The sequence below is a fragment of the Tropicimonas isoalkanivorans genome (assembly GCF_900112335.1).
GTDB classification, from domain to species: Bacteria; Pseudomonadota; Alphaproteobacteria; order Rhodobacterales; family Rhodobacteraceae; genus Tropicimonas; species Tropicimonas isoalkanivorans.
In genome coordinates this window covers 124,365-146,443 of the sequence record NZ_FOLG01000009.1, presented here as the reverse complement: position 1 = coordinate 146,443, position 22,079 = coordinate 124,365, and the positions used below count along the sequence as shown (strand labels likewise).

The following is a 22,079-nucleotide window of genomic DNA, read 5'->3' as shown; positions in this document are numbered from 1 at the left end:
AGTGGGACAAATCACTCTCAACAAGGTGAGCAAGAGCTTCGGCGAGCTGGAAGTCATTCCGCCGCTCGACCTCGAAATCAAGGACGGCGAGTTCGTCGTCTTCGTGGGCCCCTCGGGCTGCGGCAAGTCCACGCTGCTCCGCCTGATCGCCGGTCTGGAAGACGTGTCGGGCGGCGAGATCCTGATCGACGGGAAGGATGCGACCGATATCCCGCCCGCCAAACGTGGCCTCGCGATGGTCTTCCAGTCATATGCGCTCTACCCGCACATGTCCGTTCGCAAGAACATCGCTTTCCCGCTCCGCATGGCGGGGTTGGACAAGGCGCACCAGGACAAGAAGGTCGAGGAGGCGGCACGGGTTCTGAACCTGGCCGACTACCTCGAACGCAAACCGGGCCAGCTCTCGGGCGGTCAGCGCCAGCGGGTTGCCATCGGCCGGGCCATCGTGCGCGAGCCGGCTGCCTTCCTGTTCGACGAGCCGCTGTCGAACCTCGATGCGGCGCTGCGCGTCGGAATGCGGCTGGAGATCTCGGAGCTGCACAAACGGCTAACCACCACGATGATCTACGTGACCCACGACCAAGTCGAAGCCATGACCATGGCCGACAAGATCGTGGTGCTGCGGGCGGGCAATATCGAACAGGTCGGCTCGCCGCTGGAGCTCTACCGGACTCCGCGAAACCTTTTCGTGGCGGGCTTCATCGGCAGCCCGAAGATGAACTTCGTGAGCGGGCCGGAAGCACAAAAGCGCGACGCGACCACCATCGGAATCCGGCCGGAGCACACGCGTGTGTCCACCGATACCGGCGACTGGCCCGGTGTGGTCGGTGTGTCCGAACATCTTGGGTCCGACACGTTCTTCCACGTGAAATGCGACGCGTTCGAGGAGCCGCTCACCGTTCGTGCCGGCGGCGAGGTCGACCTCAAGTACGGCGACAAGGTCTTCCTGACGCCGGACAGCGCCCATCTGCATCGTTTCGACCGAGAAGGACTCAGGCTGCCATGAAACGGCTGGAAGGCAAGACCGCCCTGGTGACAGGCGGCGCGCGCGGCATTGGCCGCGCGATCTGCGAGGCATATGCGGCGGAGGGCGCACGGGTCGCCGTCGCCGACATGCTCGCGGACCAGGCGGAAGAGACTGCCAGCGCGTTGGGCGAGGGCGCCATCGCGGTCGCGATGGACGTCACCGACCTTGAGTCGATCTCGGAGGGTGTGCGCAAGGTGGAGGAGGCCTTCGGGGGTATCGATATCCTCGTCAACAACGCCGGCGTCTTCAACATGTCGACGATCGAGGAGATCACCCACGAGGACTACCGCAAGCAGTATGACGTGAACGTCGGCGGCACCATCTTCGTGACCCGGGCGGTCATTCCGGGGATGAAGACGCGTGGCGGCGGCTGCATCGTCAACTTCTCGTCCCAGGCTGGGCGGCGCGGCGAGGCCAACGTCCTGCTCTACTGCTCGACGAAGGCGGCGGTGATCTCGATCACGCAGTCGATGGCTCTGGAACTGGCGAAGGACAACATTCGCGTCAACGCGATTGCGCCGGGCGTCGTCGATACACCGATGTGGGATGTCGTCGACGGGCTGTTCGCGAAATACGAGAACCGGCCCAAGGGCGAGAAGAAACGTCTCGTCGGCGAGGCGGTGCCGCTGGGGCGGATGGGCGATCCGGAAGATATCGCCGCGCCTTGCGTCTTCCTCGCCTCCGACGATGCGCGCTACGTCACTGCGCAGACGCTCAATGTGGATGGCGGCAACTGGATGAGTTGAGGGACCAACCATGGATCTCGGGCTAGCCGGCAAGCTGGCCGTTGTGACCGGTGCCTCCAAGGGCATCGGTCTCGGCATCGCAAGGGCATTCGCGCGGGAGGGCGCCGACGTCGTCGTGACCGCCCGTACGGCGAAGGACGTCGAGGCGGCTGCAACGGCCATAGCGCACGAATACGGCGTCAACACCCGTGCCGTGGTGTCGGATGTGGCGACCGCCGACGGATGCCGTGCCGTGATCGACGCGGCCGCCGAGATGGGCGGCGCGGACATTTTCGTCTCAAACGCCGGAACCGGGTCCAACGAGACCGTGGCCGAGGCGCCGGACGAAAAGTGGCAGGCCTACTGGGATCTGCATCTCATGGCGGCCGTCCGTCTCAGCCGCGGGCTCGCAGATCAGATGGACGCGAAGGGCGGCGGCGCAATGCTGATGAATGCCTCGATCTGCGCAGTGCAGCCGCTTTGGTACGAACCGATCTACAATACGACGAAGGCCGCTCTGCTGATGTTCGGGAAGTGCCTCTCGACCGAAATGATCAAACGCAACATCCGGGTGAACACGGTCAACCCGGGCCTTATCCGGACGCCGGATTGGGAGAATACGGCCCGTGAACTGCGCGGTGAAAACTGGCAAGCCTACCTGCAGGAAGTTGCCGACGAGCATGCCGACATACGGCGTTTCGGCACGGTCGAGGAACTGGCCGACTTCTGCATTTTCCTCTGTTCGCCGCGCGCATCCTACAGCGTCGGGTCCGCCTATCACGTCGATGGCGGGATGCTGAAGACTATCTGAAAGGAAGATCCATGGCCATCAAGCTGTCGAACGCCACCCTGCCGGACCTGCCGGAGGATGTGGCCCGCCCTACGTATGACCGCTCGAAGCTCAGCCCTGGCATCCTGCACATCGGGCTCGGCAATTTCCACCGCGCGCACCAGTCGTGGTACCTTCATCGCCTGTTCCAGCAGGGGCTCTGCATGGACTGGGCCATCGTCGGCGCGGGCGTGAGGGCTTACGATTCCACGATGCGCGAGAAAATGCTGGCGCAGGATTGCCTGACCACTCTGATCGAACTCGATCCGTCGGGGCGGTCGGCCGAAGTGGTGGGCTCGATGATCGATTATGTCGAGGTGGCTGAGGGCAACGGGCCGCTCATCGCCCGCATGTCCGAGCCGGACATTCGCATCGTCGCTCTGACGGTGACCGAAGGGGGCTACTACATCGACCCGGCGACCAACGGGTTCGACGCCCAGCACCCCGACATTAAGCATGATGTCGCGAACCCGGAAACGCCCAAGACCGCGTTCGGCGCGATGGTCGCGGCCTTGCGCCGCCGGCGTGACAGTGGCGTGGGTCCCTTCACGGGCCAGTGCTGCGACAACCTGCAAGGGAACGGCGCAATCCTGCAGCAGACGGTGGTGTCGCTTGCCCGCCTGCAGGACCCGGACCTTGCGGACTGGATCGAGGCGAACTGCACCTTCCCGAACTCGATGGTCGATTGCATCGTCCCAGCGACCGGGCCGAAGGAAATGGCCCTCGTGAAGGACTTTGGCATCGACGACGCGGTGCCGGTGACGCACGAGAACTTCCGCCAATGGGTGATTGAGGACAACTTCTGCGCCGGGCGTCCCGACTGGGACAAGGCGGGCGCGACCTTCTCCGATGACGTTCACGCCTACGAGACCATGAAGATCCGTATCCTGAACGGTGGCCACCAGGTGATTTCGGATCCGGGCGAGATCCTGAGCGTCGAGACGATCTATGGGTGCATGCAGCACGAATTGATCGGCGCGCTCTTCGACAAGGTGGAGATGCAAGAGATCGTTCCGCATGTCCATCCGGTCCCCGGAATGACGCCGGACGCCTACGTGGAACTCATCCGCCAGCGCTTCTCCAACCCCGAGATCGTCGACACCTCCCGCAGGGTGGCCTTCGACGGCAGTTCGCGGCACCCCGGTTTCGTGCTTCCCGTGGTTCGGGATGGCCTCGCCGCCGGCACGCCGGTCGAGGGGCTGGCGCTGGTCGAGGCGCTCTGGGCGCGGATGTGCGAGGGCACGCGTGAGGACGGCACGGTCATCGAACCGAACGATCCGGTCTGGGACGCATTGCAAGCGAAGGCGAAGGAGGCGAAGGACCGGCCGCGCGTCTGGCTCGAAATGCGCCAGACCTACGGGGATCTCGCCGACCAGCCCCGCTTCGCGGCGGCCTTCGAAAAGTGGCTCGCGATGATCTGGGCCGACGGAACGGACGCGGCATTGCGCACCTATCTCGAAAGTTGAAAGAAACCTGAAGATGAAAGCAGTCTTTTTTCCCGCGAGGGACGAGGTCACGACGGGTGAGCTGCCCGATCCCGTGCCCGGCCCGGGAGAGGTCCTGTTGCGGGTGCGCGCGAGCGGCATCTGCCACACCGATATCGAGGTCAAGAAGGGCAACTACGGAACGGGGACCTACCCCGTCGTGCCCGGACACGAATACGCGGGCGAGGTCGTGGAACTAGGCGACGGCGTGACCGGATTTGCCATGGGCGACCGGGTCGTGGTCGATCCGAACCTCGAATGCGGCACCTGCAAGGCGTGCCAACGCGGATGGGCGCACCTCTGCGAGTCCCTCGGCGCTTATGGCGTAACGACGGACGGCGGCTTCGGCGAACTGAGCGTCGTGCGCGCCGACCGGCTGCACCAGATCGGCGACATGCCCTTCGAGATGGCCGCGCTGGCCGAGCCTTTGGGCTGTGTGCTCAACGGGCTCCGGCCGGTCAAGGGACGGATTATCGAGCGCGCGGCCGTGTTCGGCGCCGGGCCGATCGGAATGCTGATGGGCCTCGCGCTAAAGGCGCGCGGCGTGGCGGAGGTCAACATGGTGGACCTCGACCAAAGCCGCCTCGAAATGGCCGAAGCGCACGGTTTGGTCGGAGTCCCGGTGGGCAGCGCGTCGCTGAACGCGCTGTCGCTCAGCTGCGATCTGGCTGCGGATGCCACGGGTGTGGCCGCCGTGGTTCAGTCGCTCACGGGCTATGTCGCCAATGGCGGCGCGGCGCTGGTCTTTGGCGTCTGCTCGCCGGACGCGCGTGTGGAGGTGTCGCCGTTCGAGATCTTCCGGCGGGAACTGACGCTCTATGGCACCCATTCCCTGAACCACAACATTCCGGAAGCGCTCGCGGTGATCTCCGATATCGGCCCGTCGATCCAGACGGTGGTGACCCACCGGCTCGACATGAGGGGGATAGCGGACGTCATGGCAACCCACGCGCCTGCGGGCAGCATGAAGGTGCAGTACCAGGCTTGAATACGTCTGTTCGCGTATTCACTTCGTACGGGGGGCCGGCGCGACGTATGTCGTCGCGCCGGCCTCGTCAGTTCAGGCGTCCACGTTGGTCGGCAGCACGACCACATCGTGAATCGTAACGTTGCGCGGCCGGCTCAGAATGAACAGCACGGCCTCCGCCACCTCCTTCGGCTCGATCAGGGCGCCTGCCTGCTTCGCATCTTCCAGACGATCGGCGGGCCAGTCCGCGAGCAACGCTGAGATCACTGGGCCGGGCGAGACCTGCGCAACGCGGATGCCGTGCTTGTTAACCTGGCGCCGCGTCGTCTGCGTAAAGCACGTAACTGCCCACTTCGAGGCGGAGTAGACCGGCTCGTGCTTGATCGCGGACCGTCCGGCGAGCGAGGAGGTCACGACGATATCGCCGCCGCCCTGCGCGATCATGTGCGGGATGACGGCATGGACGTTCTTGATAACGGCATTCACGTTGAGGTTCAGCATCCGATCGATCGTCGCGGCGTCCGTGTCCACCAGATCGCCCCCGATGTAGGTCCCGGCATTGCAGTGGAGAATGTCGATACGGCCCGTCTTTTCCAGGACCTCCGGGATCAGCGCTGCGCAACTTTCGGCATCCAGCAGATCCGTGACCTGCATGATCGCGGTGTCGCCGAATTTCTCCGCGAGGTCCGAGAGGGCCTTTTCGTCACGGTCGACCATCACCACGGTGGCCCCGGCCGTCATCATCGCCTCGGCTGAGGCCAGCCCGATGCCGGACGCCGCACCGGTGACGACCGCGATCTTGCCTTCGAGTTCGTTGGACATGTCCATATCCTTGTCTTCATCTTTCTTGAATCGTTAGCCGCGTCAAACCGCGGTGAAGCCGCCGTCGATCGGCAGGGTGACGCCCGAGATCATCGAAGCGCCGTCCGAGAGCAGAAAGACGATGGGCGCCGCGATTTCGTCCTCGGTGGCCCATCGGCCGAGCGGCATGGTTTCCAGGAACGGCCCCTGCACCTCCGGCCGGCCCCAGTACCAGGCGGACATCGGCGTCATGACCACAGTCGGATTCACCGCATTGACCCGTATATTGTATGGGCCGAGTTCCAGCGCGGAGACGCGGGTGATGTTGTCCAGCGCTGCTTTGGACGCGCCATAGGAGATATGCCCCTTCAGGCCGACCAGTGAGGCCTGACTGGAGACGTTCACGATGGCGCCGCCCCGTCCGAGGCGGATCATGCTTTGCGATGCGTATTTGGTGACCAGCAGCGCGCCGCGCGTGTTGATCGCGATCACCCGGTCGAAGACGGCGATATCCGTCTCCATTGGCGTCGCGATCTCCCCGCCGAATCCGCCGCAATTGACCACCCCCCAGAGGTCGAGCCCCTCGAGGGCATCCCGGATGGAGGCCTCGCTTTCCAGGTTGAAGGGACGCGTCCGGCAGCCTGTCTCCCCGGCCAATTCGGAGAGCGCCTCCTCGTTGCGGCCGCTGGCAATGACATCCGCGCCCGCGGCAACGAGATGACGGACGGTCGCGCCTCCGATCCCGCCACTGGCACCGGTGACAAGAATGGGACCTCTGTCGGAACCAAACATGACTCTTCCCTCCCATAAGATGGCCACGGCCATAGTTTGTTTGGTTGCCAAACAAACATATTCTTGCGACATCGTCAATCTGCGTGCGACCCACGCAAAACATTGGGGAGTAGAGCGAAAACCATGGCGACGCCGACCGCCGTCCGGCAGATCAACGAAGCCCGCGCCCTTGCCCGTTTGGCAAACCAAGGCCCGATGAGCCGGGCCGACCTGGCGCGCGACCTCGGCCTGACCCGCTCCACCGCGTCGAGCATCGTTGCCTCTTTGCTTGAGGCGGGCAGCGTGCTGGAAACAAATGAACCCGACCCGGACCGTGCCAACAAGACCGGTCGGCCGGCGATTTTTCTGAGGTTGAACCCCGACCATGCGGTTTTCCTCGGGGCGGAACTAGGGGCGCGCTGCGTCCGGTTGTGCGCGCTCGATTTCCGCGGCGAGATGCGGGAGCTGCGCGAGAGGCACGTGGAGATCTCGAGCCCGGAGCCAACGGTCATGGTGCAGATGCTGGCGGAAATGGTGGATGATTTTGTTGCTTCGCTGACTGATCGCTCCGTCGTCAGGGGAATGAACGTCTCCGTGCCGGGCGTCGTCAACTTGGCTGGCGAGGTCCTGCGTGCGCCGCCGTTGGGCTGGAAGCACGTGCCCCTGAAAGACATGCTGTCAGACCGGTTGGCGCCCCTGCCGGTGATGACCTTGATGAACGACGCGGATGCATTCGCCGCCGCCGCATTGGAAATCCACGGCGGGAGGTCGCTCCGCGACGCCGTCCTGATGCTCATGGAGGACGGCGTTGGCGGCTGCATCCTGAGCGACGGTCAGATCCTGAAAGGGAGCCAGGGATTTGCCGGTGAGATCGGCCATATGCCGATTGGTGGAACGGGCTTTTGCAACATCACCGGAATCGACGGTGCCTTCGAAAACTATACAGCCCGTCGCGCCATCCTCGCCCGTTTTCGGGAGCAGGGCGGCGAGGCAGACCGCCTCGGAGATTTCCTGACCCGTCTTCAAAATGGCGACACCGTTGCGCTTGCAGTGGTACAGGAGTGGGCAGCATATCTGGGGAAGGGGATGGCGTTGCTGACGACCCTTCTCAATCCGACCTCAATCATTCTCGGTGGGCGCGTGAGCCTGCTGTTCCCCTATGGGCAGTCGGAATGCCTCGCGTCGTTGCAACGGCGACTGTTGCCGGAAACGACCCTGCCGAGCATTGAACTGTCCAAGATCGGGCCAGAAGGGACGGCCATCGGCGCGGCTTTGATGCTTCACAACGAAACTTTTGCGTTGCCTTGAGCGTCAAACGACCATAGCCAGTTCGTTTGACGCCGCGCCCAAATCACATCGGGTGCGCGTTTGCGGATCGGCGGCACTGACGCCGGCCTGTTTCCCTTGCCCCACCAGTCACCTAAACGACCCAATGATCAGACCCCTCCACATCATATGGCAGCGCTTCCTGCGCCCCATGTTGCAGCGTCCCAGCGGCCTGCAGGTGGCGGCGCTCTGTCGGCGGGAGGGTGCGTCCGGGCCGGAGGTTCTTCTGGTTTCAAGCCGGGGGACCGGGCGGTGGATCATTCCGAAGGGATGGCCGATCCGTGGTCTCGGATCGGCCGAGGCCGCGCTGCAGGAGGCCTGGGAGGAGGCGGGTGTCCGCCGCGGCGATGCCGATACTGAACCGTGCGGGACCTATACTTACCACAAGCGGCTCGCCGGTGGCCTGGCGATCCCGGTGGAGACCCTCGTCTTTCCCGTTCGGGTGAAGGAGATGAGCGATTCCTATCCGGAAGTGCGGCAGCGGAAGCGCGTTTGGGTCAGTCCCAAATCCGCCGCCGAGATGGTGGGGGAGCCGGAACTCAAGCAAATACTGCTCAAACTACAATCGTGACGCAGCATCGGCGGTTGAAAGTTGACCAATTCGGACATAGGCACGCGACCCACTAGGATCTGGGAGCGACCATGAGCAGTAGGGACCTTGAGGCGCGTCATCTGGAGACGCTGGACCGAGACCTGGGCCGCGTTTCCCACCTGGAACTGGCGACCGCATATGTCGCCCGTCCCATGGTGGGGCCCGGGATTTCCGCCGTCTTCGTGGTGCTGGCCGGCCTGGCAGCGGCACTCGTCCTCGGCGAAACGCCGCACACTGCCATCGTAATCCTCGCGGCGGGCTTCGGCGCCTATATGGCTTTGAATATCGGCGCGAATGACGTCGCCAACAACATGGGTCCGGCGGTGGGGGCGAACGCCCTGACGATGGGCGGGGCAATTCTGATCGCGGCGGTCTTCGAGAGCGCGGGTGCCTTGCTCGCGGGCGGAGACGTTGTGTCCACCATCGCCAAGGGGATCATCGCGCCGACCTCCATGCAGGATGCGCAGACCTTCGTCTGGGCTATGATGGCGGCTTTGCTGTCCTCCGCGCTCTGGGTCAACCTTGCCACGTGGATCGGCGCGCCGGTCTCCACCACCCATTCAGTCGTCGGGGGCGTGATGGGCGTGGGCATCGCAGCGGCGGGTGTGTCTGCCGTCGACTGGGCGACCATGGGAACGATTGCCGCGAGCTGGGTCGTCTCTCCGATCCTGGGAGGGGCGGTCGCGGCCGGGTTCCTCTGGTTCATCAAGTCCAACATCATCTACCAGCCCGACAAGATCGCCGCGGCCCGCAGGTGGGTTCCCGTCCTCGTCGGCATCATGGCGGGCACGTTCGCCGCCTATCTTGCCCTCAAGGGGCTGAAGCACGTCGTGAAGATCTCCCTCGGATCGGCGATCGGAATCGGCGGGGCGATTGGCCTGCTGACGTGGCTGACGATGATCCCGGTCATTCGACGGCAGTCCGAGGGCCTGGAAAACCGGAACAAGTCCCTCAAGCTGCTGTTCGGCATCCCGCTCGTCGTCTCGGCCGCCCTGCTGAGCTTCGCCCACGGTGCGAACGACGTGGCGAACGCCGTGGGGCCGCTGGCGGCAATCGTCCATGCATCCCAGACGGGCAGTTTCACCGACGCCATCAACATCCCGGCCTGGGTGATGATCATCGGCGCCTTCGGCATCTCCTTCGGGCTCTTCCTGTTCGGCCCGAAACTGATCCGGATGGTCGGCAGCCAGATCACCAAGCTGAACCCGATGCGAGCCTTTTGCGTGGCGCTGTCGGCGGCGATCACCGTCATCGTCGCGAGCTGGCTCGGCCTGCCGGTCAGTTCCACGCATATTGCTGTTGGCGGCGTGTTCGGCGTGGGGTTCTTCCGGGAATGGGACACCGAGCGTCGGTTGCGGCGCGCGCGCGTGGCGATCCCGGACAGGCCGCCGCTCGCTCCCGAGGAGCGACGGCGGCGCAAGCTGGTCCGCCGCTCCCACTTCCTGACCATTGTGGCCGCGTGGGTCATAACAGTCCCTGCCGCAGCGACACTGTCGGCCATCGTGTTCCTCGGGATGCGCCTGATGATCGGCTGACGCCGATCTACACGTTCCTCAGGACAGCGTTCCGCAGGCGTCCGTCGCCGGGTTTGCCGTTAGAAAGGCATCAAGGGATCTCTCACGGTTGCCGTCGACCACACGGTAGGACGTGCTGTCGCTCACCTGCGCGAACCGTTTTGCATAGCGGTTCGACAGCGGGTGGTTCACCACGTAGATCGTCACCGTGTTTTGCCGGTCTGCCGCGAGCAGGCCGTTGATGGCGTGGGTGAAGTCGCCCTGGTCGTCCGGGTACTCGTCGGTGACGAAGACGACATGCGCGCAGCGATAGCCTGCCTCGCTGATACTTTCGAAGGCCGAGCCCAGATAGGAGCCCCTGTGGCCCTTCGTTGCCGCGCTCAACTGACTGGCGAGCTTGGCACCGTCTCCGTAGTCGTCGAAGAATTTCTGGGTATTCCACATGATGAGTTCGGCGCCCGGGTATCGGCCGGAGGACAGCGGGGCCACAAGCGCGGCCTTGGCGCGGTCGATCCGCTTTTCGTCGGCAACCGGCAGTTCCATGCTTCCGGAAACATCGAGCAGGAAAATGGTGTGCGATTCGGCCCGAGCGGTCACAGCACTGGCACAGATGCACGCAAGAACTAAGGACAGGAGCAGTCTCATCGGAACGTTCCTTATTGCAAAGGTCGGTTCCTCCCTGATGAAAACCGTTACCGGGAGAGCGACGTGGGGGAAGCTTGCGGACGGCGCGAGCGGTCCGCCGCTCCGTCTACGGCCTAAAAATAAGGCATCTGGTGCCCGGTCTGGCGCCACCGTGGGCGGGAAAGGCGCCCGGCGGTATCAGCGGACGAATGCCGACAGGCGCAAAAAAATGCTGACGCCGTCAACGCTATTCTTGCTCGACGAAGTCCGTTCTACTAGCTGGGGTCGGAGAGAGCACGAAAACCCGACCCTTTACCTGCGGGAGTCCGCCATGCCGACACGAGACGATCTGATCCGCGAATACCGCATGCGCGCCGGCAATTTTCCGGGGCTGGTTGTCGTGTATGCCATCATCGTTGGCACAATGGCGACGACCGCGGCCGTGATTCTGTAATCCTTCACCGGGGCCGGTGGGCCCGGGTCTTGACGTTCCGCCCCCGTGACGTGAGCGCGAGGGGCCTGACGACGTGTGTCAGGCCCCTTTGTCACGCAGTTCACACGTCCGCGGCTTCGCCGAGGTTGTCCACTCCTCGCTCCTCGAGGACGGTGCTGAGCCAGTCCGGGTCCATCTCCGGCACGGACGACAGGAGCAGGTCGGTGTAGGGGTGGTGCGGGGGCGTGAACATCTCGTCCTTGGGCCCCTTTTCCACGACCTTGCCGTTCTGCATCACCACCACTTCGTCGGCAATCGAACGAACGGTCGCCAGGTCGTGCGTGATAAACATGTAGGCCAGCCCCAGTTCGGACTGCAGACGGTCCAGTAGCTTCAGAATCCCCTCTGCGACGAGTTGATCGAGCGCACTCGTGACTTCGTCGCAGATGATAAATTCCGGTTCGGCAGCCAGCGCCCGGGCAATGCCAATTCGCTGCTTCTGCCCGCCGGACAGCTCCGGGGGATAGCGGCTGTAGAACTTCGCCGGGTCCAGTTCGATCAGGTCGAGCAATTCGTCGACCCGTTGCTTCAGCTTCGGACCGCGAAGGCCGGAATAGAACTGCGCCGGGCGGCCGATGATCTCGCTGATCCGCACCTTGGGGTTCAGCGCCGTGTCGGCCATCTGGTAGATCATCTGCGCTTGTCGAAGCTGATCTCTCGTTCGGTCCTGGTACCGCGGGGGCAACGGCTCGCCCTTGCACAAGACCTGCCCGGACGACGGGGGCAGAAGCCCGGTGATGACCCGCGCCGTGGTGGACTTGCCGGACCCGGATTCGCCCACGACCGCGACGGTCATGCCGGGGTAGATGTCGAAGGAGACGTCGTCCAACACCTTCTCGCCGCCGGTATAGGAAGCGTCGACGTGCTGTACAGAGATCACCGGCTGGGTGTTGTCGGCAGGCCGCCGTCGTTGCGGGCTGTGGAAGCTGCGCACCGCCCAAAGGCTCTTGGTGTACTCTTCCTGCGGGTTCTCCAACATTTCACGGGTGGGCGCCTCTTCCACCTCCTCGCCCTTCAGCAGCACCTTGATCGTGTCGGCCATCTGGGCAACGACCGCCAAGTCGTGCGTGATGTAGATGGCCGCGGTGTTGAACTGATCCACGATGTCCCGGATCGCCGCCAGCACCTCGATCTGGGTCGTGACGTCAAGCGCCGTAGTGGGCTCGTCGAAAATGATGAGGTCCGGCCGGCAGGACATGGCCATAGCCGTCATCGCCCGCTGGAGCTGCCCACCGGAGACCTGGTGCGGGTATCGGAAGCCGATTTCCCGGGGATTGGGCAGGCGCAACCGCTCGTAGAGCTCCATCGCGTCTTCCTGCGCCGCCATCCGCTTCTTGATGCGGTAGTGCACGGGGGCTTCGGCGTGCTGGTCGATCAGCTTGTGGGACGGGTTGAAGGAGGCCGCGGCGGACTGCGCCACATAGGCGATACGCGACCCCCTGAGGGCTCGCCGCTCCGTCTCCGACGCCGTGGTCAGCTCCATACCGTCGAACTCGATGGAGCCGTCCGAGATCCGCGTGCCGTCCCGGGCATAGCCCATGGCTGCCGCGCCGATGGTGGACTTACCAGCCCCGCTTTCGCCGATCAGGCCCATGACCTCGCCACGATGCAACGTCAGGTCGACCCCCTTGATGATCGGCACCCAGGTTTCGTCGGAGTAGCCCTCGATCTTCAGATCGCGGATCTTGAGCAGGACATCCTCGTCGGTGAACCGCTTTTTCATGTCATTGCTCCTTCAGGCCGGAGGACCGGAACAACATCCAGTCGACGACGAAGTTGACGGCCACGGTCAGCAGCGCGATCGCCGCCGCCGGGATCAGAGGCGTGATGTCGCCAAAGGAAATCAGGGTCGCATTCTCGCGCACCATGGAGCCCCAGTCGGCCGTCGGCGGCTGGATGCCCAGGCCGAGGAAGCTCAACCCCGCGATCAGCAGGAACACGAAGCAGAATTCCAGGCCGAACTCCGCAACCAGAGGTGCGGTCGCATTCGGCAGGATCTCCTTGCGGATCAGGTACCAGTTTCCCTCGCCTCGCAGCTTGGCCGCCTCGATGTAGTCCATCACCACGATATTGCCCGCCACCGCGCGGGTCAGGCGGAAGACGCGTGGAGAATAAATGATCGCCACGACGATCACGATGACATGCAGGCCGGTTCCGAAGATCGACAGCATGAGCAGCGCGAAGATCAGGGACGGGATCGACATGATGACATCGGCAATCCGGCCGAGGATCTGGTCGAATATGCCGCCCCTTACTGCCGCATAGAGCCCGGCGAAGGCTCCCATGGCGAAGGCCAGCAGCGTGGCCATCAATGCAAGCCCGACAGAGTTTCGGGCGCCGTAGATGATCCGGCTGAACATGTCGCGCCCGAGTTGGTCGGCGCCGAGGATCATCGATTGATCAGGCGGCTGGAAGGCCTGGCCGATCACTTCGGCCTCGCCATGCGGTGCGATCCAGGGGGCGAAGATTCCCGCGATGGTATAGGCGAAGATCACGAACATACCGAAAGACGCCGTCAGCGGCGCCGTCCGAAGCTCGCGCGCGGTGTTCGGGCGGGTGATCTGGATGAGAAACTCGCGGAACGCATAGGACGTGCCGGCCGCCAGCGCGAGTGCCCCCGCGAAGATCGCCACCGTACGCAGTGCCGACGGGCCACCGACGATCCCGAGCACGAAGGAGACCAGCGTCAGCGAAAACAGCAGAAGGAAGGCCGAACGTTTGTTGTAATAGGCCGCGAGGCACGAGGCCCCGATCAGCGCGGAATAGTAGAGGATTACGAAGATTGCCATTGTCCCGCCCTCACTTCGGATGCCGCAGGCGCGGGTTGGTCAAGATCGCTCCAACGTCCGCCGCGAGGTTCAACAGGATGAAGGTGGCCGCGAAGATCAGGCAGCAGGCCTGCACCACCGGGAAGTCTCGCTTGGCAACCGCGTCGACGAGCAACTGGCCGATCCCTGGATAAACGAACACCACCTCGACCAGCACTACGCCCGTGATGAGGTAGGCAAGGTTCAGCGCCACCACGTTGATGATCGGCGCCCAGGCGTTCGGCAGGGCGTGCTTGACGATCACCTTCCAGGGCGGCGTGCCTTTCAGGCGGGCCATCTCGATATAGGGCGAGGCAAGCAGGTTGATGATCGCCGCGCGCGTCATGCGCATCATGTGCGCCGTGACGACCAAAACCAGCGTCAGCATGGGCAGGAAGGTACGCTGTAGCAGGTCCGCAAAGCTCATGCTGCCGCTCAGGCTGGATATGGCGGGGAACATGGAGGTTCGCACGGCCAGGAAGAGGATCAGGATGTAGCCGAGAAAGAACTCCGGCGAGGAGATTGTGCTGAGCGTGGCCACGTTGGCAACACGGTCGAAGATCGTGTTGCGGTAGAGCGCGGTGAAGACTCCGAGAATGATGGAAATCGGCACCGCGATGACGGCCGCGTAGGAGGCCAGGAAAAGCGTGTTTACGAAGCGGTCGGAGATTGCCGCGCTCACGCGTTCGCCTGAAACGAGAGAGACGCCGAAGTCGCCCTGTACCGCGCCGCCCAGCCATTCGAAGTAGCGCACGACCGCTGGCCGACCCAGGCCCAGTTGCTCACGCATTGCCGCTACGGTTTCTTCCGTCGCGCCCTGTCCGAGCACGGATTCGGCGATGTCGCCAGGCAGTAGTTCCACTGCAAAAAAGATCAAAACTGACACGACCAGGATTGTTATGAGCCCCAATCCAAGACGTTTCAGTATCAATCGGCTCAATTTCCCCATGCGTCCCTCCGCATTTCGAGTCCGGTGGCCGAAGACCGGAAGTTCATTGTTCTTGTTTTCGCGGGCGTGCCATCTGCGTAGGTGATGCCGCCGTATTGGCATGGCTCAGTCGAGTATCGGCCGCCGTTTGCCCCCGTAATGACGAACCCCGGCGCGATGTGGCGCCGGGGTGTATTTTGGTCTTCCGTCAGCTGGTGGACCACCAACGGCTCGCCGCGCGGGCGCCGTCACACTCCCAGCTCGCGGCGAGTTGGTCCGGCACACCAATGGTGGAGCGCGCCGCATAGACGAAGTTGTTGAAGAACGGAATCAGGGTGCCCCCGTCGTCCCGCATCAGCTCGGCCATCTCCCGGTACATTTCCGCCCGCAGGACCTCGTCCAGCTCCGACTTCGCCTGCAACAGCAGTTCGTTGAACCGTTCGTTGACCCAGCGGCTCTCGTTCCAGGCGGCGCCTTCCTTGTAGGCAAGGGTGTAAATGACGTCCGGCGTCGGGCGCGCACCCCAGGACACCATGCAGAACGGCTTCTTCAACCATACCTCGGAGTAGTAGCCATCGTTCGGCTCCCGTACGACGTTGATGTTGATTCCGGCGGCTTTGGCCTGTTCGGCGTAAAGCACGCACATGTCGACGGCCCCGGTGAAGATGCTGTCAGCCGTGCTCAGGTTGACCGTCAGGCCCTCGGCGCCCGCTTTTTTGAGCAGGGACTTCGCCTGGTCAGGGTCGTACTCGCGCTGTTCGATCCCCTCGGGCCAGTAAGGTTGCGCCGGCGAATGGTGGAAGTCGTTCGCCTTGGTGGAGGCCTCGAACGTGATCTTCTCAATGATCTCGTCACGGTTCATCGCCAGTTTCAGCGCATTGCGGACGTCCGGATTGTCGAACGGCGCGGTGTCGCAATGCATCGGCATGGTGATCGCGCCGGCGGACGGAATGTTGAAGATCTGGATGTTTGGATCGCGCTGGAGCAGCGCCATGGTCTTCAGCTCGATCAGCGAGACGCTGTCCACGTCGCCGGTCACCAGCGCCGTCTGCCGGGCGTTGGGGTCGTTCAGGACCAGCAGGTCGACGGTATCGAAATACGCGCCCTCGCGGTGCCAGCCGTCGTGGCGGCTGAGGTTCCACTGTACGCCGAACTCGCCGTTTTCGATCTTGTACGGGCCGGTGCCGTCGCCCGATTGCCAGTCGATGGTGCCGTCGTCGTTGGCGGGGCAGATAGCGAAGTGGTAATCGGTCATCAGCCACGGCAGGTCCGCGACGCCGCGGGCCAAGGTGATGACGACGTTGTAGTCCCCATCCTTCTTGATGTCCGTCACATCGGTCAGCAGCGCCTTCGCGGCGGATGTGGAGCTTTCGCCACGGTGATGGTTGAGGGACGCGATCACGTCGTCGGCGGTGCATTTCTTGCCGCTGTGGAAGGTGGCGTTCTCGGTCAGCTTGAACGTCCATTCCGAGGCGTCGGCGCTGGCCTCCCAGCTATCTGCAAGGTCTGGACCGAGGGAACCGTCGCCATTGATCATGGTCAGATAGCTGCGATGGGTGTGGGCCAGATAGATCATCTGCCGGGTCACGTAGGTGCCGGGATCATGGGTATCGGCCGTGTTGCCGTCGTGCAGACCCCAGCGGAAGTGCCCGCCGCGCGAGGGTTGGGCGGCGGCTTGCGTCGTCCACAGGCCGGTGGCGGTGCTTGCGGTCAGACCGGCGGCAATCGAGTAGCTCATGAATTCCCGCCGGGAGATCCGCCCCGTGCGCGCCGCGTCCGAGAGGCGATCTAGCAGTAGTTGATTTTTCTTGGGCATGGTGGGCTCCCTGTAGCCTTATGTTCTAATTGCGACATCCTGTGCGGATTATCTTCCAGTCTTTCCTTAAACTTCTCGACCGGATTGCTCAAAAGCGACATGCGGCAACCAATCACGAACGAGTCCGAATTTCCAGACGGGGCCGGCATTTTTCACCGATAGTCTCCGATCTTACCCATCACGACGGCGCATGGCGGGGTATTTGTGCGGTTCCGCGACGGACCGCTTCGTCAGATCCGCCCAGCCCCCGGGCAGTGCGATGACGGGCGACGTACCGTCTGCCTTAAGATATCAGGCCCCAACGGCGTAGCCGTTGTTCTACGCACCGGCGACGGCTTTGGACCAATCTATGTTTTCTTTCACGGCCTCCCCGCCCTATGTTCAGAAGCGACACCATGTGTCGCAAACAAGATAGTCCGTCGCCGTTCCCGGCTCCGGACAAATAATAGTTCAGGGAACACATATGACACATCATAAACGACCGCTCGCAATGGCGCGCCCCACACGCCGGGCATTCATCGGTACCACCGCAGCCGTCGCCGGCCTCGCGTCGGTCGGTACCTTGGCAGGGCTCAAGCCAGCTCGGGCCCAGACCCGCGGCGGTACGATCCGCGTTGCCAAGGGGCACGGCAACACCAACGATTCGCTTGACCCGGCAACCTGGACCAACGGCTTCACCGTGGCGCTGGCTTTCGGAATGCACGGCTTCCTTACCAAGGTTGCGACCGACGGCAGCCTGGACCCCGATGTGGCCGAAAGCTGGGAGGCGAGCAGCGACGCGAAGTCCTGGCGGTTCAAGATCCGCCCCGGCATGACCTTCCATTCCGGCAAACCAGTAACGCTGGACGACGTGATTGCGTCGGTCAACTATCACCGCGGCGAGAATTCGACCTCGGTCGCCAAGCCGCTCGTTGCCGCAATCGTGGACATCAAGAAGGATGGCGAGGACACCGTCGTCTTCGATCTCGAAACCGGCAGCGCAGACTTCCCCTTCGTCTTCACCGACTATCATATGGCGATCTGCCCCGCCGACGACTCCGGCAGCATTGACTGGCGGTCCGGGGACGGGTGCGGCTCCTACCGGCTGACAAATTTCGACCCCGGCGTCGTCGCGGAGTTCGAGCGGTTCCAGGACGACTGGAATCAAGAGCGTGGCTGGTTCGACGCGGTCGAGATGCTGTCGATCGTGGACCTGAATGCCCGCACCACCGCGCTGGTCTCGGGCGAGGTCGACGCGATCGACAAGCTGGACCTGAAGACCGTCGCCCTTCTCGGCCGCAATGCGGGGGTCAAGATTCACTCCATCGCCGGCCCGCAGTACTACAGCTTCGCCGCCCGGGCAGACACGGCTCCGCTCGACGACGTCAACGTGCGTCTGGCGCTGAAACACGCGATCAACCGCGAGGAGCTTGTCGAGAAAATTCTGTTTGGCCACGGCACCGTGGGCAACGACCAGCCAATCGGCCCGAGCTATCGGTTCCACAATCCGGACTACGAGCAAACACCCTATGACCCCGACAAGGCGAAGTATTACCTGCAACAGGCAGGGCTCGACGGCCTGACGGTGAAGCTCTCGGCTGCCGATGCGGCTTTCCCCGGAGCGGTCGATGCGGCTGTGCTTTACCAGAACGCGGCCGGGGCTGCGGGAATCAAGATCGACGTCAACCGAGTGCCGAACGACGGATATTGGTCCGATGTTTGGCTGAAGCACCCCTTCTGCGCGGTCTACTGGGGCGGTCGCCCCACGGCTGACCAAATCTTTACCACCGCCTACGAAAGCGGAGCGGCCTGGAACGACAGCAAGTGGTCGAACGCGCGTTTCGACGAATTGCTTGTCGCGGCACGCGCCGAACTGGACGAGGCCAAGCGGCGCGAGATGTACTACGAAATGCAGCAGATCGTGTCGCAGGATGGCGGCACCGTGCTACCGATGTTCGCGAACTTCGTCTTTGCGACCAACGACAAGATTGTGCAGGGCGAGTTCGCCTCCAACTTCGACATGGACGGCGAGCGCTGGATGGAGCGCTGGTCCTTCGCCTGATGCCAAAGGCGCGCCGCTCCTGACAGCGGCGCGCCCCACCCGCGAACGCTGGCTCATCTTCCGGCCGAGGTGCGTGCAATCTCGACGAAATCGCCACGGATGGCTCCTGTCGCGCCACTCACCATTTGCAGCTGAAATACACTCAAGAAATCAGTATCTTACAATGGGATCAATTTATAGGCGTATCGCCTAAGGCGTCGGCATGCACTCGCCGATTGTCGCCTGTCCAACGGTCCCGCATTCAGAACGCTTTGCAGAACCGGTCCTGTCGTTCACTCTTGTTGCGGAAACGACAGCGGGGGCTGAAATGGACGACATTGCTGCAACAGCGCGTCTCTGGAGCCTCAGGGTCAACAAGGTCGTGGAGATCACCTGCGTGGTGCTGCTCGTGCTGCTGGTGCTCGACGTCTGGCTCGGGGTGCTCGTCCGCTATGTGATTCCGCTTCCGCTGACATTCACCGAGGAATTGGCGCGATACCTGATGATCTGGATGGCCCTTCTGGCTGTCTCCAGCGGGATCGCCTACCGCGAGCATATCGGCGTGGAGTTTGTCTTCTCACGCCTGCCGCCGCGCGCGCGCCGTGTCCTCGCCGTCGCCTTCGACCTCATCGCCTTTGTCTTCTTCTTCCTGCTGTTCTGGTTCGGGCTCAGCTTCGCCCAGAAAGGGTTCTCCCGGCTCACCATGATCTACGCCATTCCGAAAGGGTATCCGTTCGCCGGGGTGCCGCTTGCGGCGTTCCTGGCCTGCGTCCAGCTTGCGCTCGTCGGCATTCACGACATCTTCACCCGCCGCCCGCCCGAAAGCACCGGCGAGGCGCTCGCCGGGGGGGTGGAGTGATGGGGCTCTGGCTGGTTCCCCTCGCCTTCTTCGGCTTCCTCGCCTTCGGTATGCCCGTGGGCTTCGCAATTGGCGTCGCCGGGATGATCGGCATCTACGACATGGGGCCGAAGTTCATGACCATGGCGCCGGACCGTGTCTTTGCGGGGCTGGACCTGTTCCCGTTTCTCGCCATGCCTTTCTTCATCCTCGCCGGCGAGATCATGAACCGCTCCGGCATCACCCAAGGGCTCGTCAAGCTGGCGGACGCGCTGGTGGGCTGGATGCGGGGCGGCATGGCGCATTCCAACATGGTGGCCTCGGTGATGTTCGCCGGGCTCACCGGGTCGGCCACCGCCGACAGCGCAGCCTTCGGCAACACGTTGGTCCCGGCGATGCAAAAGGCCGGCTACACCCGGCCCTACGCCTGTGCGGTCACCGCAGCCGGTTCCATCATCGGGCCGACCATCCCGCCTTCGACGCTGGCGATCATCTATGGCTCCATCATGGGCGTCTCCATCGCCGGGCTCTTTGCCGCCGGCATCCTGCCGGGGCTGCTCATCTGCGCCATCTGCATGGCCGTGATCGCCCTCACCGCGCGGGCCAAGAACCTGCCCAAGGGCGAGGGGCGTCCGAGCCTCTGCGCCGTGGCGGGCGCGTTGCGCGAGGGGTTTCTGGCGGCGCTCCTGCCGGTGTTTATCCTGGGCTCGATCCTCGGCGGTTTCGCCACCCCGACGGAAGCGGCCTCCATCGCGGTGGCCTATGCGCTTTTCGTCGGGGGGGTGATCTATCGCGCGCTCACCTGGCGGGACCTTTACGAGATCGCCGTACGGACGACCCGCATCACCGGCGTGATCTTTCTCATCATTGCCTCAGCGTCGATCCTCGGCTGGTGGATGACCTTCAACCGCATTCCGCAGGCGGTGGCCGAAGGGATGCTGTCGCTCTCGGACAACCCGCAGGTCATCATCGGCCTGATTCTGCTGTTGCTGCTCATGATCGGGCTGGTGATGGACATCAACGCGACCCTCATCATCCTGGCCCCGGTGCTGGCGCCGCTGACCCTCAAGATCGGCATGGACCCGGTTCACGCGGGTATCATGATCATCCTCGCGCTGAACATCTCCCTTATGACGCCGCCGGTGGGGGCGTGCCTTTTCGTGCTGGCATCGGTGACGGGCGAGAAGGTGGAGCGGATCGCGACCGAGATCTGGCCGTTCATCCTGGCGGAGGTCTCGATCCTGATCGTCATTGCGTATTGGTCGGACCTCACCCTGTTTGTGCCCCGCTTGCTGGGCCTCTAGGCATGGGCGTGGGTGCCGAATGTGGATGTACGCACTCGGTTCGGGAAGGGGCGCTGTTGCGTCCGTTCCGGGGGCGGTCCGGGTGCAGTGAGGGGCCTGTGCCCCAATTCGCAAGTCTCCCCCCAATTGCACTTTAAAAACCAACAGGAGAGTGGACACATGACCTTTCTGAAAACCGCAGCGATCGGTTTGGCCACGGCCTGCCTGGCCACCACGGCCTTCGCCGCCGACGTCACCATCCGGCTGGCGCACCTGAACCCGGAGGACCCGTTCCAGAGCCACTCCGGCACCATGGCGGCCGTCTTCAAGTCGCTGGTGGAGAGTAACTCGAACGGCGAGATCGAGGTTCAACTGTTCCCCAACGGCCAGCTGGGCAAGGATAACGAGGTCATCGAGCAGGTGCGCGGCGGCCTGGTGGAAAGCACGATCTCCTCCGCCGGCGGGATCGCCCAGCACTACCCGCTCGTTGGCGTCTTCGACATTCCCTTCGCCTTCCCGAACATCGGCGTGGCGAGCAAGGTCATCACCAAGGACAGCGCGTTCGGTGAGAAGTTCGTGGGTGACCTTGAATCGAAAACGGGCCTGAAAGTGCTCGGCCTGCTCGATTCCGGCGGGTTCTTCGCCTTCACCAACTCCAAGCAGCCGATCACCTCCGTCGCGGACATGGAAGGCCTGCGCATCCGCACCATGACCCTGCCCACGCATGAAGCCATCGTGTCCTCGCTCGGCGGCCAACCGACGCCGCTTCCATGGGCCGAGGTCTACACCGCCTTGCAGACCGGCGTGGCAGATGGACAGATGAACCCTGTGCCGATCATCGCCTTCGCCAAGTTCGACGAGGTCCAAAAGTACCTGTCGATCACCAACCACGTCATCACGCCCTACATCTGGACCATGAATCAGGAGTTCTTTGACGGGCTGACCCCGGAACAGCAGACATTGATCAATTGGGCCTCCGACGTCGCCACCGAAGCCGGGCGCGGCATGAGCCGGGTGATCGAAGCCTCCGAAAACGGACTGCCGAAGCTTGCCGAAAAGATGGAGGTCAACGTCGTCCCGCCGGAGGAGCAGGCAAAGTTCGCCGAGGCTGCACAACCCGCCGTGCGCGCCCTGATCGAGGAGCAATACGGTGAGGAAGGCACCTCCATGCTGGACACGCTTCTCTCCTCGATAGAAGAAGAAAAAGCCGCCTATTAAGGGTGGCCACGGCTCC

The 22,079-nt window shown here is 63.4% G+C and carries 20 protein-coding genes; 13 read left to right on the top strand and 7 right to left on the bottom strand.

Annotation, left to right across the window (positions count from 1 at the left end; all coding sequences use genetic code 11):
• Position 1 precedes the first annotated feature (1 nt).
• Genes BM075_RS15060 through BM075_RS15040 form a run of 5 tightly spaced genes read left to right on the top strand, consistent with a single transcriptional unit; the run spans position 2 to position 5,053 of the window.
• On the top strand, positions 2 to 1,006 hold the full coding sequence (locus BM075_RS15060) for an ABC transporter ATP-binding protein (protein WP_093361524.1): 1,005 nt from the start codon (positions 2 to 4) through the stop codon (positions 1,004 to 1,006).
• Complete coding sequence (locus BM075_RS15055; protein WP_093361523.1) at positions 1,003 to 1,773, top strand: L-iditol 2-dehydrogenase; 771 nt, start codon at positions 1,003 to 1,005, stop codon at positions 1,771 to 1,773. The genes BM075_RS15060 and BM075_RS15055 overlap by 4 nt, the downstream gene beginning before the upstream one ends.
• 10 nt (positions 1,774 to 1,783) lie before the next feature.
• Positions 1,784 to 2,563, top strand: coding sequence for an SDR family NAD(P)-dependent oxidoreductase (locus BM075_RS15050; RefSeq protein WP_093361522.1), 780 nt, complete (start codon positions 1,784 to 1,786; stop codon positions 2,561 to 2,563).
• A gap of 11 nt (positions 2,564 to 2,574) precedes the next feature.
• On the top strand, positions 2,575 to 4,047 hold the full coding sequence (locus tag BM075_RS15045; protein ID WP_093361521.1) for a mannitol dehydrogenase family protein: 1,473 nt from the start codon (positions 2,575 to 2,577) through the stop codon (positions 4,045 to 4,047).
• A 13-nt stretch (positions 4,048 to 4,060) separates the two neighbouring features.
• A complete protein-coding gene (locus BM075_RS15040; protein WP_093361520.1) occupies positions 4,061 to 5,053 on the top strand; it encodes an alcohol dehydrogenase catalytic domain-containing protein in 993 nt (330 codons plus the stop codon).
• A 72-nt stretch (positions 5,054 to 5,125) separates the two neighbouring features.
• Here the strand turns inward: BM075_RS15040 and BM075_RS15035 are convergent, their stop codons facing one another.
• Together BM075_RS15035 and BM075_RS15030 are read right to left on the bottom strand one after the other, a co-directional pair.
• The gene (locus BM075_RS15035) at positions 5,126 to 5,854 is read right to left on the bottom strand and encodes an SDR family oxidoreductase (RefSeq protein WP_093361580.1); all 729 of its coding nucleotides are present in this window, start codon (positions 5,852 to 5,854) and stop codon (positions 5,126 to 5,128) included.
• A 42-nt stretch (positions 5,855 to 5,896) separates the two neighbouring features.
• Positions 5,897 to 6,625, bottom strand: coding sequence for an SDR family oxidoreductase (locus BM075_RS15030; RefSeq protein WP_093361519.1), 729 nt, complete (start codon positions 6,623 to 6,625; stop codon positions 5,897 to 5,899).
• A gap of 123 nt (positions 6,626 to 6,748) precedes the next feature.
• On the opposite strand from BM075_RS15030, the gene BM075_RS15025 reads away from it, so the two are divergent.
• The 3 genes from BM075_RS15025 (at position 6,749) to BM075_RS15015 (ending at position 10,057) form a co-directional block, all read left to right on the top strand.
• Positions 6,749 to 7,912: an ROK family transcriptional regulator gene (locus tag BM075_RS15025; RefSeq protein WP_093361518.1), complete on the top strand. Its 1,164-nt coding sequence runs from the start codon at positions 6,749 to 6,751 to the stop codon at positions 7,910 to 7,912.
• A gap of 124 nt (positions 7,913 to 8,036) precedes the next feature.
• Positions 8,037 to 8,501, top strand: coding sequence for an NUDIX hydrolase (locus tag BM075_RS15020; protein WP_093361517.1), 465 nt, complete (start codon positions 8,037 to 8,039; stop codon positions 8,499 to 8,501).
• A 71-nt stretch (positions 8,502 to 8,572) separates the two neighbouring features.
• The gene (locus BM075_RS15015) at positions 8,573 to 10,057 is read left to right on the top strand and encodes an inorganic phosphate transporter (RefSeq protein ID WP_093361516.1); all 1,485 of its coding nucleotides are present in this window, start codon (positions 8,573 to 8,575) and stop codon (positions 10,055 to 10,057) included.
• A gap of 18 nt (positions 10,058 to 10,075) precedes the next feature.
• On the opposite strand, the gene BM075_RS15010 is transcribed toward BM075_RS15015, so the two are convergent.
• A complete protein-coding gene (locus BM075_RS15010; RefSeq protein WP_093361515.1) occupies positions 10,076 to 10,681 on the bottom strand; it encodes a vWA domain-containing protein in 606 nt (201 codons plus the stop codon).
• A gap of 310 nt (positions 10,682 to 10,991) precedes the next feature.
• Here BM075_RS15010 and BM075_RS25030 point away from each other — a divergent pair, with 310 nt between their 5' ends.
• Complete coding sequence (locus BM075_RS25030; protein ID WP_281244955.1) at positions 10,992 to 11,114, top strand: hypothetical protein; 123 nt, start codon at positions 10,992 to 10,994, stop codon at positions 11,112 to 11,114.
• 100 nt (positions 11,115 to 11,214) lie between these two features.
• Here BM075_RS25030 and BM075_RS15005 read toward each other — a convergent pair whose 3' ends face one another.
• The 4 genes from BM075_RS15005 to BM075_RS14990 all read right to left on the bottom strand — a co-directional run bounded on the left by BM075_RS15005 (position 11,215) and on the right by BM075_RS14990 (position 16,704).
• The gene (locus BM075_RS15005) at positions 11,215 to 12,876 is read right to left on the bottom strand and encodes an ABC transporter ATP-binding protein (RefSeq protein WP_093361514.1); all 1,662 of its coding nucleotides are present in this window, start codon (positions 12,874 to 12,876) and stop codon (positions 11,215 to 11,217) included.
• A gap of 1 nt (position 12,877) precedes the next feature.
• A complete protein-coding gene (locus tag BM075_RS15000) occupies positions 12,878 to 13,942 on the bottom strand; it encodes an ABC transporter permease (RefSeq protein ID WP_093361513.1) in 1,065 nt (354 codons plus the stop codon).
• A gap of 10 nt (positions 13,943 to 13,952) precedes the next feature.
• Positions 13,953 to 14,909: an ABC transporter permease gene (locus tag BM075_RS14995; RefSeq protein ID WP_093361512.1), complete on the bottom strand. Its 957-nt coding sequence runs from the start codon at positions 14,907 to 14,909 to the stop codon at positions 13,953 to 13,955.
• Positions 14,910 to 15,096: 187 nt separating this feature from the next.
• Positions 15,097 to 16,704: an ABC transporter substrate-binding protein gene (locus BM075_RS14990; protein WP_093361511.1), complete on the bottom strand. Its 1,608-nt coding sequence runs from the start codon at positions 16,702 to 16,704 to the stop codon at positions 15,097 to 15,099.
• 463 nt (positions 16,705 to 17,167) lie between these two features.
• On the opposite strand from BM075_RS14990, the gene BM075_RS14985 reads away from it, so the two are divergent.
• From BM075_RS14985 to BM075_RS14970, 4 genes are all read left to right on the top strand, one after another.
• Positions 17,168 to 18,745, top strand: coding sequence for an ABC transporter substrate-binding protein (locus BM075_RS14985; RefSeq protein WP_245758861.1), 1,578 nt, complete (start codon positions 17,168 to 17,170; stop codon positions 18,743 to 18,745).
• A 307-nt stretch (positions 18,746 to 19,052) separates the two neighbouring features.
• On the top strand, positions 19,053 to 19,583 hold the full coding sequence (locus BM075_RS14980; protein WP_093361509.1) for a TRAP transporter small permease: 531 nt from the start codon (positions 19,053 to 19,055) through the stop codon (positions 19,581 to 19,583).
• Complete coding sequence (locus BM075_RS14975) at positions 19,583 to 20,866, top strand: TRAP transporter large permease (protein WP_093361508.1); 1,284 nt, start codon at positions 19,583 to 19,585, stop codon at positions 20,864 to 20,866. Before BM075_RS14980 ends, BM075_RS14975 begins: the two co-directional genes overlap by 1 nt.
• A 159-nt stretch (positions 20,867 to 21,025) precedes the next feature.
• Positions 21,026 to 22,063: a TRAP transporter substrate-binding protein gene (locus BM075_RS14970; RefSeq protein ID WP_093361507.1), complete on the top strand. Its 1,038-nt coding sequence runs from the start codon at positions 21,026 to 21,028 to the stop codon at positions 22,061 to 22,063.
• Positions 22,064 to 22,079 lie beyond the last annotated feature (16 nt).